The sequence below is a fragment of the Leeia sp. genome, from assembly GCF_041909055.1.
GTDB lineage: Bacteria > Pseudomonadota > Gammaproteobacteria > Burkholderiales > Leeiaceae > Leeia > Leeia aquatica.
Genome location: NZ_JAYREC010000006.1, coordinates 17,713 through 31,773 on the forward strand (window position 1 = coordinate 17,713; position 14,061 = coordinate 31,773).

At 63.5% G+C, this 14,061-nt stretch carries 14 protein-coding genes; 3 read left to right on the top strand and 11 right to left on the bottom strand.

Annotation, left to right across the window (positions count from 1 at the left end; all coding sequences use genetic code 11):
- Positions 1–40 precede the first annotated feature (40 nt).
- A complete protein-coding gene (locus ACE3O2_RS14675) occupies positions 41–1,081 on the top strand; it encodes an aminopeptidase (protein WP_374338738.1) in 1,041 nt (346 codons plus the stop codon).
- A gap of 1 nt (position 1,082) precedes the next feature.
- Here the strand turns inward: ACE3O2_RS14675 and ACE3O2_RS14680 are convergent, their stop codons facing one another.
- The 6 genes from ACE3O2_RS14680 to glyQ form a co-directional block, all read right to left on the bottom strand.
- Entirely contained in the window at positions 1,083–1,847 is a 765-nt protein-coding gene (locus tag ACE3O2_RS14680) for a M48 family metallopeptidase (RefSeq protein ID WP_374338740.1), read from the bottom strand.
- Positions 1,802–2,524, bottom strand: coding sequence for a 1-acyl-sn-glycerol-3-phosphate acyltransferase (locus ACE3O2_RS14685; protein ID WP_168878397.1), 723 nt, complete (start codon positions 2,522–2,524; stop codon positions 1,802–1,804). The genes ACE3O2_RS14680 and ACE3O2_RS14685 overlap by 46 nt, the downstream gene beginning before the upstream one ends.
- Positions 2,525–2,569: 45 nt before the next feature.
- Complete coding sequence (locus tag ACE3O2_RS14690) at positions 2,570–3,151, bottom strand: phospholipid scramblase-related protein (protein WP_168878396.1); 582 nt, start codon at positions 3,149–3,151, stop codon at positions 2,570–2,572.
- Entirely contained in the window at positions 3,151–3,693 is a 543-nt protein-coding gene (gene gmhB / locus ACE3O2_RS14695) for a D-glycero-beta-D-manno-heptose 1,7-bisphosphate 7-phosphatase (protein ID WP_374339200.1), read from the bottom strand. The genes ACE3O2_RS14690 and gmhB overlap by 1 nt, the downstream gene beginning before the upstream one ends.
- 12 nt (positions 3,694–3,705) lie before the next feature.
- Entirely contained in the window at positions 3,706–5,772 is a 2,067-nt protein-coding gene (gene glyS, locus ACE3O2_RS14700) for a glycine--tRNA ligase subunit beta (protein WP_374338742.1), read from the bottom strand.
- A gap of 63 nt (positions 5,773–5,835) precedes the next feature.
- Positions 5,836–6,744 carry a glycine--tRNA ligase subunit alpha gene (gene glyQ, locus ACE3O2_RS14705; RefSeq protein ID WP_205882143.1) on the bottom strand — a complete coding sequence of 303 codons (909 nt, stop codon included), beginning with the start codon at positions 6,742–6,744 and terminating at the stop codon, positions 5,836–5,838.
- 139 nt (positions 6,745–6,883) lie between these two features.
- Here glyQ and ACE3O2_RS14710 point away from each other — a divergent pair, with 139 nt between their 5' ends.
- On the top strand, positions 6,884–8,353 hold the full coding sequence (locus tag ACE3O2_RS14710; protein WP_374338744.1) for an NAD(P)H-hydrate dehydratase: 1,470 nt from the start codon (positions 6,884–6,886) through the stop codon (positions 8,351–8,353).
- Positions 8,354–8,359: 6 nt separating this feature from the next.
- Here ACE3O2_RS14710 and ACE3O2_RS14715 read toward each other — a convergent pair whose 3' ends face one another.
- Positions 8,360–9,175: a cytochrome c gene (locus ACE3O2_RS14715; RefSeq protein ID WP_374338746.1), complete on the bottom strand. Its 816-nt coding sequence runs from the start codon at positions 9,173–9,175 to the stop codon at positions 8,360–8,362.
- Between the two features lie 202 nt (positions 9,176–9,377).
- On the opposite strand from ACE3O2_RS14715, the gene ribA reads away from it, so the two are divergent.
- A complete protein-coding gene (gene ribA, locus ACE3O2_RS14720; RefSeq protein WP_168878434.1) occupies positions 9,378–9,971 on the top strand; it encodes a GTP cyclohydrolase II in 594 nt (197 codons plus the stop codon).
- A gap of 7 nt (positions 9,972–9,978) precedes the next feature.
- Here ribA and ACE3O2_RS14725 read toward each other — a convergent pair whose 3' ends face one another.
- The 4 genes from ACE3O2_RS14725 to ACE3O2_RS14740 all read right to left on the bottom strand — a co-directional run bounded on the left by ACE3O2_RS14725 (position 9,979) and on the right by ACE3O2_RS14740 (position 14,056).
- Entirely contained in the window at positions 9,979–10,917 is a 939-nt protein-coding gene (locus ACE3O2_RS14725; protein ID WP_374338748.1) for a VirK/YbjX family protein, read from the bottom strand.
- A gap of 198 nt (positions 10,918–11,115) precedes the next feature.
- A complete protein-coding gene (locus ACE3O2_RS14730; protein WP_374338750.1) occupies positions 11,116–11,892 on the bottom strand; it encodes an ABC transporter ATP-binding protein in 777 nt (258 codons plus the stop codon).
- A complete protein-coding gene (locus ACE3O2_RS14735) occupies positions 11,889–12,938 on the bottom strand; it encodes a FecCD family ABC transporter permease (RefSeq protein ID WP_374338752.1) in 1,050 nt (349 codons plus the stop codon). Before ACE3O2_RS14735 ends, ACE3O2_RS14730 begins: the two co-directional genes overlap by 4 nt.
- A complete protein-coding gene (locus ACE3O2_RS14740; RefSeq protein WP_374338754.1) occupies positions 12,935–14,056 on the bottom strand; it encodes an ABC transporter substrate-binding protein in 1,122 nt (373 codons plus the stop codon). The genes ACE3O2_RS14735 and ACE3O2_RS14740 overlap by 4 nt, the downstream gene beginning before the upstream one ends.
- Between the last annotated feature and the right edge of the window lie 5 nt (positions 14,057–14,061).

A 14,061-nucleotide genomic window follows, 5' to 3' on the forward strand; every position in this document is an offset into this window, starting at 1 on the left:
CTGCCTACAATCGGCCTATCCCCATTGCGTCACGGTTTCCATGCGCGCCCTGCTCCTGTGCCTGTCCTTGCTGCTGAGCGGTTGCCAGACGGTCGCCTATTACCTGCAGGCTGCACAAGGCCATGCCGATCTGCTGCATCGGGCGCGCCCCATTGAGGGGCTGCTGGCCGACCCCGCCACACCCGCCACCTTGCAGCAGCAATTGCGATCCGCTCAAGCCATTCGGCGTTATGCCAGCGTGCAACTCGGCCTGCCGGACAATGCCAGCTACACACGCTACAGTGCGCTGGACCGCCCCTATGTGCTGTGGAATGTGGTCACCACCCCGCCGCTCTCCCTGCTTCCGCAGCAGCACTGTTTCCTGTTCGCCGGTTGTGTCAGCTACCGGGGGTATTTTGATGCGGAGAGCGCCCGCCGGGTCGCACAGCAAGCCGCCGCCGAAGGGCAGGATGTGTTTCGCTACGGCGTTCCCGCCTATTCCACCCTGGGCTGGTTTGATGATCCTTTGCCCAGCACCGTGATCCAGTATGACCGCCCGACGCTGGCACGGCTGATCTTCCATGAGCTGGCCCATCAGGTGGTCTATGTGGCAGACGACAGCACCTTCAATGAGGCCTTCGCCACCAGCGTGGAGCTGGAAGGACTGACTCGCTGGCTCGCCATTGAAGCGACCGCTGACGAACGGACGCAGTACCTGCTGGAGGACAGCCGCCATCAGGCGGTGCAGCAGTTGCTGGAAGACGGGCGGCAACAGCTGACTACCCTGTACCAGGGACCTCTGAGCGATGCGGAGAAGTTGCAGCAAAAACAGCAGATCCAGCAACAGATGGCGGATCACTATCAAGCACTCCGCACACGCTGGCCTGATTACCGGGGCTATGCACAATGGTTTCAGCCTTACCCCAATAATGCCCAGCTGACGACGCTGGCCACCTACCAGCACTGGGTTCCGGCGTTCCGGCAGCTGTTCGCGCAAAACGGTAGCGATTTCCCTCGCTTCTACAGTGCGGTCAAAGCACTGGCGCAGTTGCCAGCGCCTCAGCGCCAGCAGCAGCTGTCCGCCTTGCTGCCCGCGAGCTGACTCAGCCCAGCCGCATCCAGCGATGGCCCTGCTGCTTTAATACGCTGCGCAACGGCAGATACGATGGGCACAGGCGAGCCACTTCGGCCCAGAAGCGAGGAGAATGGTTGAACTCCAGCAGGTGGGCCAGTTCGTGGCACACCACATAGTCCACCACTTCGGGTGGGGCTTGCAGCAGCCGCCAGTTCAGGCGTATCTCACCGTGCCGGTTACAGCTGCCCCAGCGTCCACGTGCAGAAGACAAACTCAGCGGTGGTACCGGGCGCTGCATCAGCGCCGCAAAATGGCTCAGCCGTGCCAGCAAGTAGGGCAGGGCCTGCTGGCGGTAATAACGGCTGACCGCCTGCGGCAAGGCGTCTGCCGCTGCCGCAACCGGCACACGCACCACCAGATGCGCCCCATCCCGCTCAACCCGGCTGCTGCGGCCTGCGGCGGGAAGGCACACCAAGGTCAAGGGCTCACCCAGCCATTCCACGGTGCCACCATCCTGCAGCGCAGGCACGGGCTCCGCAGCGGTTTGCAGATGACGCAGCAGCCAGCTGGCCTTATCTCGCAGCAGCGGCGTGAGGTCATGCAGGGGGTAGCGCTGCGGCAGCTGCAGGGTGAGCTGCCCGTCACGGATCAACAGGCCCACCGTGCGGCGGGCGCTACGTTTCAGCTGGATCGGCCAAGACTGCGATGCCAGCTGCAGGGTGCCGCCCTGCTCAGTCAGCTGCCAGCTTAGCGCGGCAGCGTGCTGATGCGCTGGACTTCGTCTTCGATCCACGTCTCAGCCACATCGGTCAGCGTCGTCGCATCCCGACCTTCCGGATAAACCGGGCGGCCAATGCTCACCGTGATGGTGCCAGGCCGCTTCCACCAGGAATTACGCGCCCAGAATTCACCGGCATTGTGTGCCACCGGCACCAGCGGCACATCCAGCGCGCGAGCCAGCTCGGCACCGCCCTTCTTGTATTTGACGCGACGTCCCGGCGCAATGCGCGTGCCTTCCGGAAAAATCACGATCCAGAAGCCATTGTCCAGGCGGTTGCGTGCCGCCGCTACCATCTTTTCCTTGGAGCGGGCACCGGCCTTGCGGTCGATGAAGATGGTGGAAATGGTGGCCAGGCCCCAGCCAAAGAACGGCAGCCAGCGCAGCTCCTGCTTGGCGATATACACCTGCGGCGGAAAGATGAACTGCAGTGCCATGGTTTCCCACGCTGACTGATGCTTGCTGTAGATCACCGCCGGACGGTCCGGGATATTCTCTGCCCCTTCCACCACATACTTGATGCCGCAGATATGCTCGATCACCCACATGGTGATGAGGGTCCAGCCACGCTGGGTCATGATGCGGTAACGCAGCTGCGGCGGCAGTGGCAGGATCAGCACCCCGATCAGGCAGTACAGGGGGGTGGTCAACAGCGCAATCAGGTAGAACAACAGGGAGCGGATAACCAGCATGGCGGGGTTTTCGTCACAAAAGGGGGGAGTTTAAGGGATGAATCATCATTCTTTCAGTACCATGTCGATGCACAGTACCGAGGCCAGCATCAGCCGCATCAGCTCCGGCTGGTTACAGGCTTGCGGGTCCAGCTCCAGCCGGTAATCGTCAGCGGTGGTAAACAGCTCTTTCACAAAGCCGTTCCAGACTTTGGTGATGGTAGCCCAATGCTTCTGCTCGTCCACCACCCGATAATCACGGCCGCGCCAATGCCCCAGCAGGCGGCCGACCTCATGATCGGTCCGGTCAAGCAGCTGAAACGCACCACCCGACGACAAGGGTATCTGCTGGAAACAGCCCAGGTAACTGCCATCATGCAGATGCACCTTGACCGTGGAGCGGAGGAAGGCAAAGCCGCGGCTCACCTCCATCACCAGATGGCCCTTGCGATCGCGCACCTGCAGGCGGAAGGGCAGGATACGCTTGTACTTGCCGTAACGAAAAGCCTTGTTGAACCAGTTCAGCTTCTCTTCCGTGCAGGTCAGCTGCAGCTGGCCGTGCTGATCCAGCACATCATAACCGTTGGCGGCTTTGAACACCCCGGGGTGCTCACGCACATGCAAGACCGGACTGGCTTCCCAGCTCATCATTCCTCCATCAGCAATCGCTGCACCACGGCCTGCAGGTCAGGCTCAATGCGGGTACCTTCCGGCAGCCCGCCCTTGGCCAGGGTACGCTCGCCCTTGCCGGTGCGTACCAGCCAGGGGCGGGTGCCCAGTGCCTGTCCCGCCTGCAGGTCACGCAGGCTGTCGCCCACCGCAGGCACTCCGTTCAGGTCCGCCAGGCCGTAGTGCTGCATGATCTGGCGAAACAAGCCGTCCTTGGGCTTGCGGCAGTCGCAGGCTGCGTCCGGGCCATGCGGGCAAAAAGTGATGAGGTCGATGCGCCCACCCAGCGGCTGCAGCAAGCGTTGCAGCTTGTCGTGCATCGCCTGCAAGGTGGCCAGGTCAAACAGACCACGGCCAATGCCGGACTGGTTGGTGGCCACCGCCACCGTCCAGCCTGCCTGACAAGCGGCCGCTACCGCTTCCAGACTGCCCGGTAGCGGAATCCACTCCTCAGGTGACTTTACGAAGTCATCCCGGTCGTGGTTCAGCACGCCGTCCCGGTCCAGAATCAGCAGCTTCAACGGTGTGCTCACTCAGTCGGCCAGCAAGGCGATTTCCGCCACCTGATTCATCAAACCGGCCAGCGCCTGCAACAGGGCCAGGCGGTTCTGTCGTACCGCCAGATCGTCGGCCATCACCATCACCTGATCGAAGAAGGCATCCACCGGCGCACGCAGGCCCGCCAGCTGTTTCAGGCCGCCGGTGTAGTCGCCCTGCAGCAGGGCGGCGTGGACCGGTGCTTCCAAGGCGCGGGTAGCATCAAACAAGGCCCGTTCAACGTCTTCCTGCAAACGGGCCGGGTCGACCTCCGGCAAGGGCTCGCTGACCTTTTTCAGAATGTTGCGGATACGCTTGTCGGCGGCGGCCAAGGCTGCCGCCTCCGGCAGGCGGCGGAATTCGGCCACCGCTGCCAGACGGGCACGCACGCGATCCAGCTGCGCCGGTTGCAGCGCCAGTACAGCCTCCACCTCACGCGGATCAAATTCGCCAGACAGCAAATGCTTCAGGCGATCCTGCATGAAACCGTTGACGCCTGCCACCACATCGGCTGCCAGCACGCCCGGCTCGAAGGTATCCGCCGTCATCTGCAGCAATTGCGGCAAGGACAGCGGCAGCTCGGCTTCCACCAGCATGCGCAGCACCCCCAGCGCAGCGCGGCGCAGGGCAAACGGGTCTTTGTCGCCGGTCGGAATCAGGCCAATACCATAGATGCCCACCAGCGTTTCCAGCTTGTCGGCCAGCGCCACGCTGAGTGCGACCGGGCCTTGCGGCAGACTGTCACCGGCAAAGCGCGGGTGGTAATGCCCCTCAATGGCCGCAGCCACCTCATCGTGCTCGCCATCCAGACGGGCATAGTAGGTACCCATGATGCCTTGCAGCTCAGGGAATTCCCCCACCATGTCGGACAGCAGGTCAGCCTTGGCCAAACCAGCGGCACGGCTGGCCAGCGCACGGTCCGCCCCCAGCAGCGCGGCAATCTCAGCTGCCAGCGCCTGCAGGCGGCTGACCCGTTGCAGCTGCGAGCCCAGCTTGTTGTGGTACACCACTTCGGCCAGACGCGGGATGCGACTGTCCAGCGGGTGCTTCTGATCTTGCTCGAAGAAGAACTGCGCGTCCGACAGGCGCGCGCGCAGCACCCGCTCATTGCCCTGAATGATGTGTGAGGGGTCAGCCGTTTCCAGATTGGACACCAGCAGGAAGCGCGGCAGCAGCTTGCCTTGGCGGTCCAGCAACGGGAAATACTTCTGGTTTTGCTGCATGGTCAGCATCAGGCACTCTTGCGGCACTTTGAGGAAGCCCGCGTCGAACTCGCCGACATAGACCTTGGGCCACTCTACCAGCGCCGTCACTTCGTCGATCAGCTCCGGTTCGGCGCCAATCACTGCATCCAGCCGCTCAGCCGCTTGCTGCAGCTCACGCTCGATCAGCGCCTTGCGCGCAGCGGTACTGGCCACCACCTTGCCCTGCTCGAACAGCACCCGCGCGTAATCATCCGCATGCGCGATGGTGAGTACGCCCTCCGAGAGGAAGCGGTGACCACGGGTATCCCGACCTGCCTGCAATGCCAGCACCGATACCGGCAACACGGCGCTGCCGTGCAGTGCGATCAGGCTTTTCACCGGGCGCACGAACTGTACGTCGGAATCGCCCCAGCGCATCACCTTGGGGATCGGCAGCTTCTTCACTGCCAGCTGCAGCACATCCGGCAGCAGGCTGGCCAGCGGCTCGCCGTCCCGCCGGCTGCGGTAGACAAACACCTCCTGCTTGCCGTCCGGCATGGTCTGCAAGGTGTTCCATTCCACGCCGCAGGAGCGGGCAAAGCCGAGCAGCGCCGGGGTGGGCTGGCCGTCTTTCAGGCCAGAGGCCACCGCCGGGCCTTTACGCTCGATCTGCTGCTCGGGCTGCTGCGCCCGCACCTGCGGGATCCGCACCGCCAGGCGGCGCGGGCTGGCAAACGGCTGCCATTCCACCCCGGCCTCCACCAGCTGCAGTTTCTGCAGCTCTTCGCACAGGGTCTGGGCGAAAACCTGCCCCAGGCGCGCCAGCGCCTTGGGCGGCAATTCTTCGGTGTGCAACTCAATCAACAGGGTGTCTTGCATGGTCTATCTCATCCGGGCGACACCTGCCGCAGCAGGTGTGAAAATCATGGCTGGCGGCAGGTATTAGCCCTGCTTGCACATCGGGAAACCCAGCGCTTCGCGGCTATCATAAAACGCTTGCGCCACAGCACGGGCCAGATTGCGGATGCGGCCAATATAGGCTGCTCGCTCGGTCACCGAGATGGCGCCACGAGCATCCAGCAGGTTGAAGGTATGCGCGGCCTTCAGCACCATTTCGTACACCGGCAGCGCCAGCCCCACCTGCTGCGTATTCATCACTTCCAGCAGGCGCTTGGCCTCGGACTCGAAGTAGTTGAACAGCGTGAACAGGCCGTCGACATTGCTGTGTTCAAAATTGTAAGTGGACTGCTCCACTTCGTTCTGATGGTAGACATCGCGGTACCAGATCTTGCTGCCGTCCGGACCTTCCGCCCACACCAGGTCGTAGACATTTTCCACGCCCTGGATGTACATGGCCAGCCGCTCCAGCCCATAGGTGATTTCACCCAGCACCGGCTTGCAGTCCAGCCCACCCACTTGCTGGAAGTAGGTGAACTGGGTCACCTCCATGCCATTGAGCCACACCTCCCAGCCAAGGCCCCAGGCCCCCAGCGTCGGGTTTTCCCAGTCATCCTCAACAAAGCGGATGTCGTGCACGGTCGGGTCGATGCCCACGGCACGCAGGCTGTCGAGGTACAGTTCCTGGATATTGTCCGGGTTCGGCTTCAACGCCACCTGAAACTGGTAATAGTGCTGCAGCCGGTTGGGGTTTTCACCGTAGCGACCATCCTTCGGGCGGCGTGAGGGCTGTACATAGGCGGCGCGCCATGGCTCCGGGCCGATGGCCCGCAGGAAGGTGGCGGTATGGCTGGTCCCGGCGCCCATTTCCATATCGTAGGGTTGCAGCAAGGCGCAGCCCTGCTTACCCCAATACTGTTGCAGCGTTAGAATCAGATCCTGAAAAGTGCGCATACTCATCTAGCCTGTACCGGTTGCCGCCCGCGTGGCGGTCCATCCGGCCTGATGGCCGGAGGTTCAAAACGCTTGATTTTACTTGGAATGTGGTGCCGGCAAAAGAACGTTTTCCCATCCGAGCTGCAGAAAGCTGCCCATGTCTGATTGCGATCGCCCCAACCTGCCCCCTTGTCTGCGCAGCTTCGCCTTGCGGCAGCTGGAAATGCAGCATGCCCACCTACAGCCGCCCCTGATGGAGCGGGCGGGGCAGGCAGCGGCAGACTGGCTGCTGCCGCGCCTGCAGGCCGGGGACCGGTTACTGCTGCTGGCAGGCCCCGGCAATAATGGGGGCGACGCGCTGGTGATGGCCCGCCACCTGCACCAGCGCGGCGTACCGCTGCATCTGGTGTGGCTGGGCGAGGAGGCGCGACTACCCGGCGATGCCGCTGCGGCCCTGCAGCGATTGCGTGCGGCAGACTGCCCGCTGCACACCAGTCTGCCACCGGCGCAGCAGTGGGACTGGGGGGTGGATGGCCTGTTCGGCATTGGCTTGCAGCGCCCGCTGCAAGGACAGTATGCCGAAGCCGTGAACTACCTCCATCTGCACGCCCGCCGCATCCTGGCGTTAGACATTCCCAGCGGCCTGCAGGCCGATACGGGCTACCCTACCGGTCCGGCGGTACACGCCCAGCACACGCTGACCTTCCTCAGCGACAAACCGGGCCTGTGGACCGGAGCCGGCCGAGATCATGCGGGTGAGGTGTGCATTGCCCCACTGCTGGACGACCTTAGCGTGACCGATGGCTGGAGACTGGATCAGTTGACCACCCATTTGCCTGCACGGCCGCATGACAGCCACAAGGGCCGCTTCGGGCGGGTGGGTATCATCGGTGGTGCGGCAGGCATGCAGGGCGCGGCCTTGCTGGCCGGGCGCGCAGCGCTGCAGCTGGGTGCCGGGCGGGTGTGGCTGGGCGGGCTGTCGCCACTGCCGCTGGATGTATCCCACCTGCAGTTGATGCAACAACCCGCAGACACGCTCTGCACACAAGCGCTGGAAGCACTGGTGGTCGGGCCGGGCATGGGGCTGGAACATGCGGCTTTGCAGCTCCTGCAGCAGTCGCTGCACAGCACAGCACCGCTGCTGCTGGACGCCGATGCACTAACCTTGCTGGGCGCACACCCGGCGTTACACACCACGGTACAGCAGCGGCCAGCGCCAACCCTGCTCACCCCGCACCCGCTGGAAGCTGCCCGCCTGCTTGGCTGCACCGTCGCGGATATTCAGGCAGACCGCATACAGCACGCCTTGCAGTTGGCACAGCAATTCAAGGCTTGGGTGGTGCTGAAAGGCGCAGGCAGCATTGTGGCCAGCCCGGATGGGCAATGGTGGGTGAACGGCAGCGGTAACCCCGGCCTGGCGGTGGCGGGCATGGGCGATGTGCTGGCGGGCATGGTGGCGGCCCTGCTGGCACAAGGCATGGCGGCCGGTGACGCCCTGCTCGGCGCAATCTGGCTGCATGGTGCAGCCGCCGACGATGCGGTCGCCCAGCAGGGCGGGCCGATCGGCTTGAGTTGCGATGAAGTCATCACCGCGGCCCGGTCACGCCTGAACCGGGCCTGCTACTGACATCGCTTAAGGTGTAACCTTGCGCCCGGCCATATGCTGCAGGTACTGCAGCAATTCACCCAGCTGCGCATCCGACAGGCTTTGCGCACTCAAGGCGGGCATCTGCCCTTTTTCCCACCAGCGCAAGCTCTTCGGGTCGCGGATCAGCTGACGCAGGAAGCGCTCGCCCAGGTACTCCGTCGGGTTATACGGCACATTCAGGTCCGGCCCCAGGCGGGCATCGCCCCCTTTGTTCAGGCTGTGGCAGGCCAGACAATGTTGCTTGAAATGGGCAAACCCCTGCCAGACCGCGCCTTGCCGTGGCAAGGCGGCATCGGGCAGCAGCATGGGGAAGCGCTCTTCCAGCGGGGCCACCCGGTCGATCATGGCCAGCTGGTACGGCCACATCTCTGCGGTGACCTTGCCTTGCTCCGGATGGGTCCACACCACATACAGTGGCCCGGCACCGGGCTTACCGGGCTTCAGCGGCGGCCACGGCGCTTGCGGATTTTCTACTGCCAGCCAGGCTTGTGCCCCCTGTTCATTCAGAAAAGGCGCGGCATCCGCGGTCATGGCAAAGCCATCCAGCGCCACCAGCCGCAACTGGTCGCCAGGCTGAAAGCCCGCCTGCCGCAGCAGCGGTGCCAGCGGCAGCGCCTGATACTGCATGCTGCGGTTGTAGGCGACGTCATTCGGGATGGTGATGCCGCGCAATCCAGACTGCCCCTGCAAGGTAGCCAGCTCATACGTCACCGTCTGCCGGGCAGACTTCAGGGTCAGCGCGGGGGCCGCCAGCAACGGTCCGCTACAGCACAGCAGAAACACACAGAACAAGCGCCACATCTTGGTCCCCTCCTGTCAAAAAGGTCAGCATACGTCAGCCTGCGCCTGCTTTAGACCTGCCATGGGGCGGCATCCAGACCAATGGACAGGTGTATACTTGAAAACAGGCAACATGCCCTGATTTATAGCGCATGCAGGATGCACCTGCTGTCTACTGTTTCAACCCGGCTGGCCTGTGGCCGCCCTGACCGATCTGCACCTGATGACACCGCCTCTGGAAAAAATTGCCAGCGCCCGTTTGCCCACCCGCCATGGTGAGTTTGACGCCCATGCCTTCCGCAACCCGGACAATGGTGTAGAACACCTCGCCCTGACCATCGGAGAAGTCGCCGGTGACGGGGTACTGGCTCGGCTGCATTCCGAATGCCTGACGGGCGATGCGTTTGGCTCGCTGCGTTGTGATTGTGGCGAACAGCTGGACCGCGCCTTGCAGCGCATTGTGCAGGAAGGGCGTGGCGTGCTGCTGTATCTGCGCGGCCACGAAGGCCGTGGCATTGGTCTTGCCCACAAGATTGATGCTTATCGGCTGCAGGATAGTGGGCTCGATACCGTAGACGCCAATCTGGCACTGGGCCTGCCGGTGGATGGCCGCGAGTACCACGATGCCGTCAACATGCTGCAGCAACTGGGCGTACGTTCGGTACGTCTGATGAGCAACAATACGCAAAAGCTGGACGCGCTGGAGGCGGCGGGCATCACGATTCTGGAGCGGGTGGAACACATCGTGGAAGCCAACGATGAAAACGCCGCCTACCTGGAAACCAAGCGGCGGCGCATGGGGCATCTGCTGGATTAACGCCGGGTCAGGCCTGCTGCAGGTACAGGGTCTGATACATCTGCTCGCTCATGTCCTGGTACAAGGCCTCTCGCCGCCGGTATTCAGCACGCTTGTTGGCGGGGATCTCCCGCGACCGTTCCGGCGCCTGCAGCGGAATATCATAAAGCCCGTCTGCACGGCGCGAGCCGCCACACATCTCCCACAACGCCACATAGTCCATCTGGATCTGTTTTTTCCAGCTGTAGCGGCCTGCCCGGTAGACATGCTGGGCCTGGGTAATGGCTTCGATACGCGCTGCCGCAAACCAGCGCGCCACCCGGCGCAACGCCTCCACCAGCAGCAGCCTTGGCTGAATGCCATGCAGGTCACGCGTGGCTTGCTTAAGCACATCCCGGCAGTTCAGGCCGCCTTGTGCGCCCCCCACCTTGATCACACGCCCCTCTGCACCTTCAGCCAGCAGCAGGGTCAAGGTCACCAGCACCCGGCCTTCGGTGAGGAGCTGCAGGCACATGCCGCCCTCCTTGTCGAACTTGCCATTGCGAGTGAACTGCAGGGTATACACAGCACCGCTCTTGCCCTGTAGCTGTGCCAATGGCCAGCCTTGCCCATTCAGGATGGACTCCACCAATCCCGGCTTGAGCAAGGTAAACAACAGGCGATAGTGGTTCAGCAGCAGTTCGGCCCGCTCGGCAGCTGTCAAGCGACAATCAAAAAACGGGCGATGCACCCGCTCCCAGAAGGCCCCCTCGCGTTTCGCCAAGGTGCCGAGGCTGGTTTGCTGCAACAGCTGGAACCAGCACACACTCCCCTGCCAGTAAAACAAGGAGCGCGACAGAAAGCGAAGCTTGCGCCCCAGCCGCTGCCCCTTTCGATCGGAAAACTGGCGATACGCCCACCAGACCGTGGACCAGGCTTGGGTGGATACAAAAGAGCGCGCAGGCGCAGCAAGGGCAGTGTGAGACATGATCAGCATTAACCAGATTCGGCACCCTTGGCCCCTGCTGTCATGGCGATGTCATTGCTGCAGGGTCAGGCGTCCGTTACGCCATAACAGCGCCCATGCTAGGCGCCTCATCCCAAGGCCAGCCAAAGGAAGACGCGATCCGGCTTAATGCTGTCCAAAGCCGCAGGCGGGTCACCTGCCCGGCGCGGATGCCGGCATTCAAAGTGGCGGAAAGCCTTGTGCTGCACCATCCACCATCAGCCAGTGCCGCCCTTGCGAGCAGGTTTCCAAGCGGGTGTCGATGGCGTAAACCGTTCGCAGCGTGTCCGGGCGAATCACCTGCTCCGGTCGCCCCTGGGCATAGAGCCCTCCCCGGTGCATCAGCAGCACTTGATCGGCATGGCGCAAGGCGATGTTCAGGTCATGCAGCACCAGGATGGTGATCATCTGCCGGGTCTGCGTCTCTGCTTTCAACCAGGCCATGACCTGATGTTGCTGGTACAGGTCCAATGCGCTGAGTGGCTCATCCAGCAGCAGCAGGCGCGGCTGCCGCAATAGCGCCTGCGCGATGCCGACACGCTGCCGCTGGCCACCTGAGAGCTCTGCCAGTGGTGTATGCGCCTGTTCCTGCAGATCCATGGCATGCAACATGCTGGCCAGCTCGGCATAACGGGTTGCAGCGGTGTCGCCAGACAGCTGTCGCGCCAGCCGCAGCGCCTCCAGCACGCTCAGGCGGGAGGGGGGTGGCAGCGCCTGCGGCAGGCAGGCTGCTTGTGCCGCCAGCGTCGCCCGGCTCACCGGGGCGCCATCCTGCCACAGGGTGCCTTCCGCCGGAATCTCGCCCATCAAGGCGCGCAGCAAGGTCGATTTACCACAACCATTCGGCCCCAGCACGGCCACCAGCTCACCCGCCCGTAGCGCTTGACAGGACAAGCCCTGCAAGACCGGCCGCTGACGATAGCCGACGGTCAGGTCCTGCCAATACAGTTGCTTCATGCCACGCCCCCGGTGCGCCGCAGCACCAGCCACAGGAACGCGGGCACCCCCAGCAGGGCCATGATGATGCCCACCGGAATCATGACCCCCGGCATCAGGTTCTTGCTCAGCAACGCGGCCAGCGATAGCAGCACACCGCCAATCAGGCCACTGGCCGGGATGGCGTATCGCTGATCATCCCCCACCATGCGTTGCGCCAGCGGTGGCGCCATCAGGCCAATAAAACCAATGGTGCCGGTAAAGGCCACAGCCAGCGCAGCCAGCAAGCTGACACGCAGCAGGGCCTGTCGCCGCACCCGCTGTACCGGCACCCCCAAGCCGCGTGCCCGTGCCTCACCCAGGCGAAAAGCCGTCATCATCCAGCGTGTGCGCCACCACCATGGCAGCACCAGCAACAGCGCCCCGGCCAGGACCGCCACAGCCGTCCACGAAGCATGACCAAAGCCGCCCATGATCCAGAACACCAGCCCTTGCAAATCCTCTGCGGAGGCGAGGAACTGCACCAGCGACAGCAGCGCGTTGAAGGCGAACACCAGTGCGATGCCGAACAGCAGCACGGCCTGCCGGTCTGCGCCGGGGCGTCGTGCCTGCTGGTCCAGCAACAGTGCGGTGCCCATAGCAAACAGAAAGGCGTTGCCCGGTACCAGCCAGGCCGTCGCCAATCCCGGCAGGCTGACACCCAGCACCATGGCCAACGCCGCGCCGCAGGCCGCCGCCGGGGCCAGCCCCAGGGTGAAGGCATCCGCCAGTGGATTATCCAGAATGGTCTGCATCTCGGCGCCGGCCACCCCAAGCGCCACGCCCGTCAACACCGCCAGCAGTGCGGCTGGCAGGCGAATGTCCCAGACAATGGTGCGGGCAATCGGGTCGGCCTGCCCTGGTTGCCACAGGGTCTGCCACCACTCTCGCAGTGTCAGTGCCGAGGGGCCGGTGATGCCATCCAGCAGCAAGCTCAGCAGGCACGCCAGCAGCAGCACACCCAGCAAGGCCTGACGGCGACGCTCGATGCGCAGCTGGCTGTGCTGCAGGGCGAGTGCGACGCTCAATGCCCGCTGACCCAGTACGTGCCGCTTGGGGCAACGGCCAGGAACTGCTGATGCAGCCGAAGCCAGGTTTGCTGCGGGTTCACCTGCTGCATCAGGTCCGGGTGCATCCAGCGCGCCATGGCTTGCACCAGCACCACGTGCAGCGGTGTGTTGTAGAAGTGATGCCAGGCACCCAGCACCTGCCCTTGCCGGATGGCGGGCAGTTGGCCCAGCTGCCCGCGTCGCGCGGTCTGCAACAGGCTGTCTCTTGCGAGTCTGGCGTCAATCTCCGCCCCCATTTTCAGGCCACTGGCCGCATCCGGGGCATTGGCGCCGGTCAGCAGGTAAAAAGGCGGGCGGGCAGCCAAGACCTTCTCCACGCTCACCTCACCCATGGCGCCGGGTACCCAATCTGCGGCCAGATTGCGGCCACCGGCAAACGCCACCATCTCGCCCAGGCTGCCTTTGCCGGGTGACATCATCTGCGGCATGCTGCCACCCCGTAAATCCACCAGCACCGCCGGGCGCTGGTTGCCGGGTAGTTTGGTCAGTGCTTGGCGGACCTTGTCCATTTCCTGCTGGTAGAAGCCGATGAAACGCTCGGCCTCCTGCTCACGCTGCAGGGCCTTGCCCAATAAACGCATGCTGGGTACGGTGTGGGTGAGCGGCGAAACACGGAAGTCGACAAACACCACCGGCACCCCGGCTTTCTCCAGATCATGCAGCACCTTGCTGTCGACATCCGGACCATGCCCCGCCAGCGTAAAGATGGCCAGATCCGGCCGTACCGCCAGCACTTTCTCCGAGCTGACCGACTCTTCATCCGCCTTGCCGATCAGGGGGATACGCTCAATCTCGGGAAACTGTTTCTGATACTGCCGATAGGTCTGCCCATCCAGCAGTTTGAGGTCGCCCTGCCAGCCCGCGATGCGCTTGAGCGGCTGCTTGCCTTCCAGCAAGGCCAGCGTATACAGCAAGCGCCCCTCGCCCAACACAATGCGCTCCACTTTGGCAGGCAGCTTGACCTGACGTCCGGCCAGATCCGTTACGGTTTCCGCCTTGATCTGGCCCAGCGGGAGCAGTAAACCGAGCAGCAGGCCAGCCTTGTAAAAATAACTGAGTATGCTTTTCATCATCATTTCTA

Bases quoted from the DNA above. Each gene is read 5' to 3' on its own strand.
- ACE3O2_RS14675 (WP_374338738.1), top strand. From the start codon at position 41: ATGCGCGCCCTGCTCCTGTGCCTGTCCTTGCTGCTGAGCGGTTGCCAG.
- ACE3O2_RS14685 (WP_168878397.1), bottom strand. From the start codon at position 2,524: ATGCTGGTTATCCGCTCCCTGTTGTTCTACCTGATTGCGCTGTTGACC.
- ACE3O2_RS14690 (WP_168878396.1), bottom strand. From the start codon at position 3,151: ATGAGCTGGGAAGCCAGTCCGGTCTTGCATGTGCGTGAGCACCCCGGG.
- glyS (WP_374338742.1), bottom strand. From the start codon at position 5,772: ATGCAAGACACCCTGTTGATTGAGTTGCACACCGAAGAATTGCCGCCC.
- glyQ (WP_205882143.1), bottom strand. From the start codon at position 6,744: ATGCGCACTTTTCAGGATCTGATTCTAACGCTGCAACAGTATTGGGGT.
- ACE3O2_RS14710 (WP_374338744.1), top strand. From the start codon at position 6,884: ATGTCTGATTGCGATCGCCCCAACCTGCCCCCTTGTCTGCGCAGCTTC.
- ACE3O2_RS14715 (WP_374338746.1), bottom strand. From the start codon at position 9,175: ATGTGGCGCTTGTTCTGTGTGTTTCTGCTGTGCTGTAGCGGACCGTTG.
- ribA (WP_168878434.1), top strand. From the start codon at position 9,378: ATGACACCGCCTCTGGAAAAAATTGCCAGCGCCCGTTTGCCCACCCGC.
- ACE3O2_RS14725 (WP_374338748.1), bottom strand. From the start codon at position 10,917: ATGTCTCACACTGCCCTTGCTGCGCCTGCGCGCTCTTTTGTATCCACC.
- ACE3O2_RS14730 (WP_374338750.1), bottom strand. From the start codon at position 11,892: ATGAAGCAACTGTATTGGCAGGACCTGACCGTCGGCTATCGTCAGCGG.
- ACE3O2_RS14740 (WP_374338754.1), bottom strand. From the start codon at position 14,056: ATGATGATGAAAAGCATACTCAGTTATTTTTACAAGGCTGGCCTGCTG.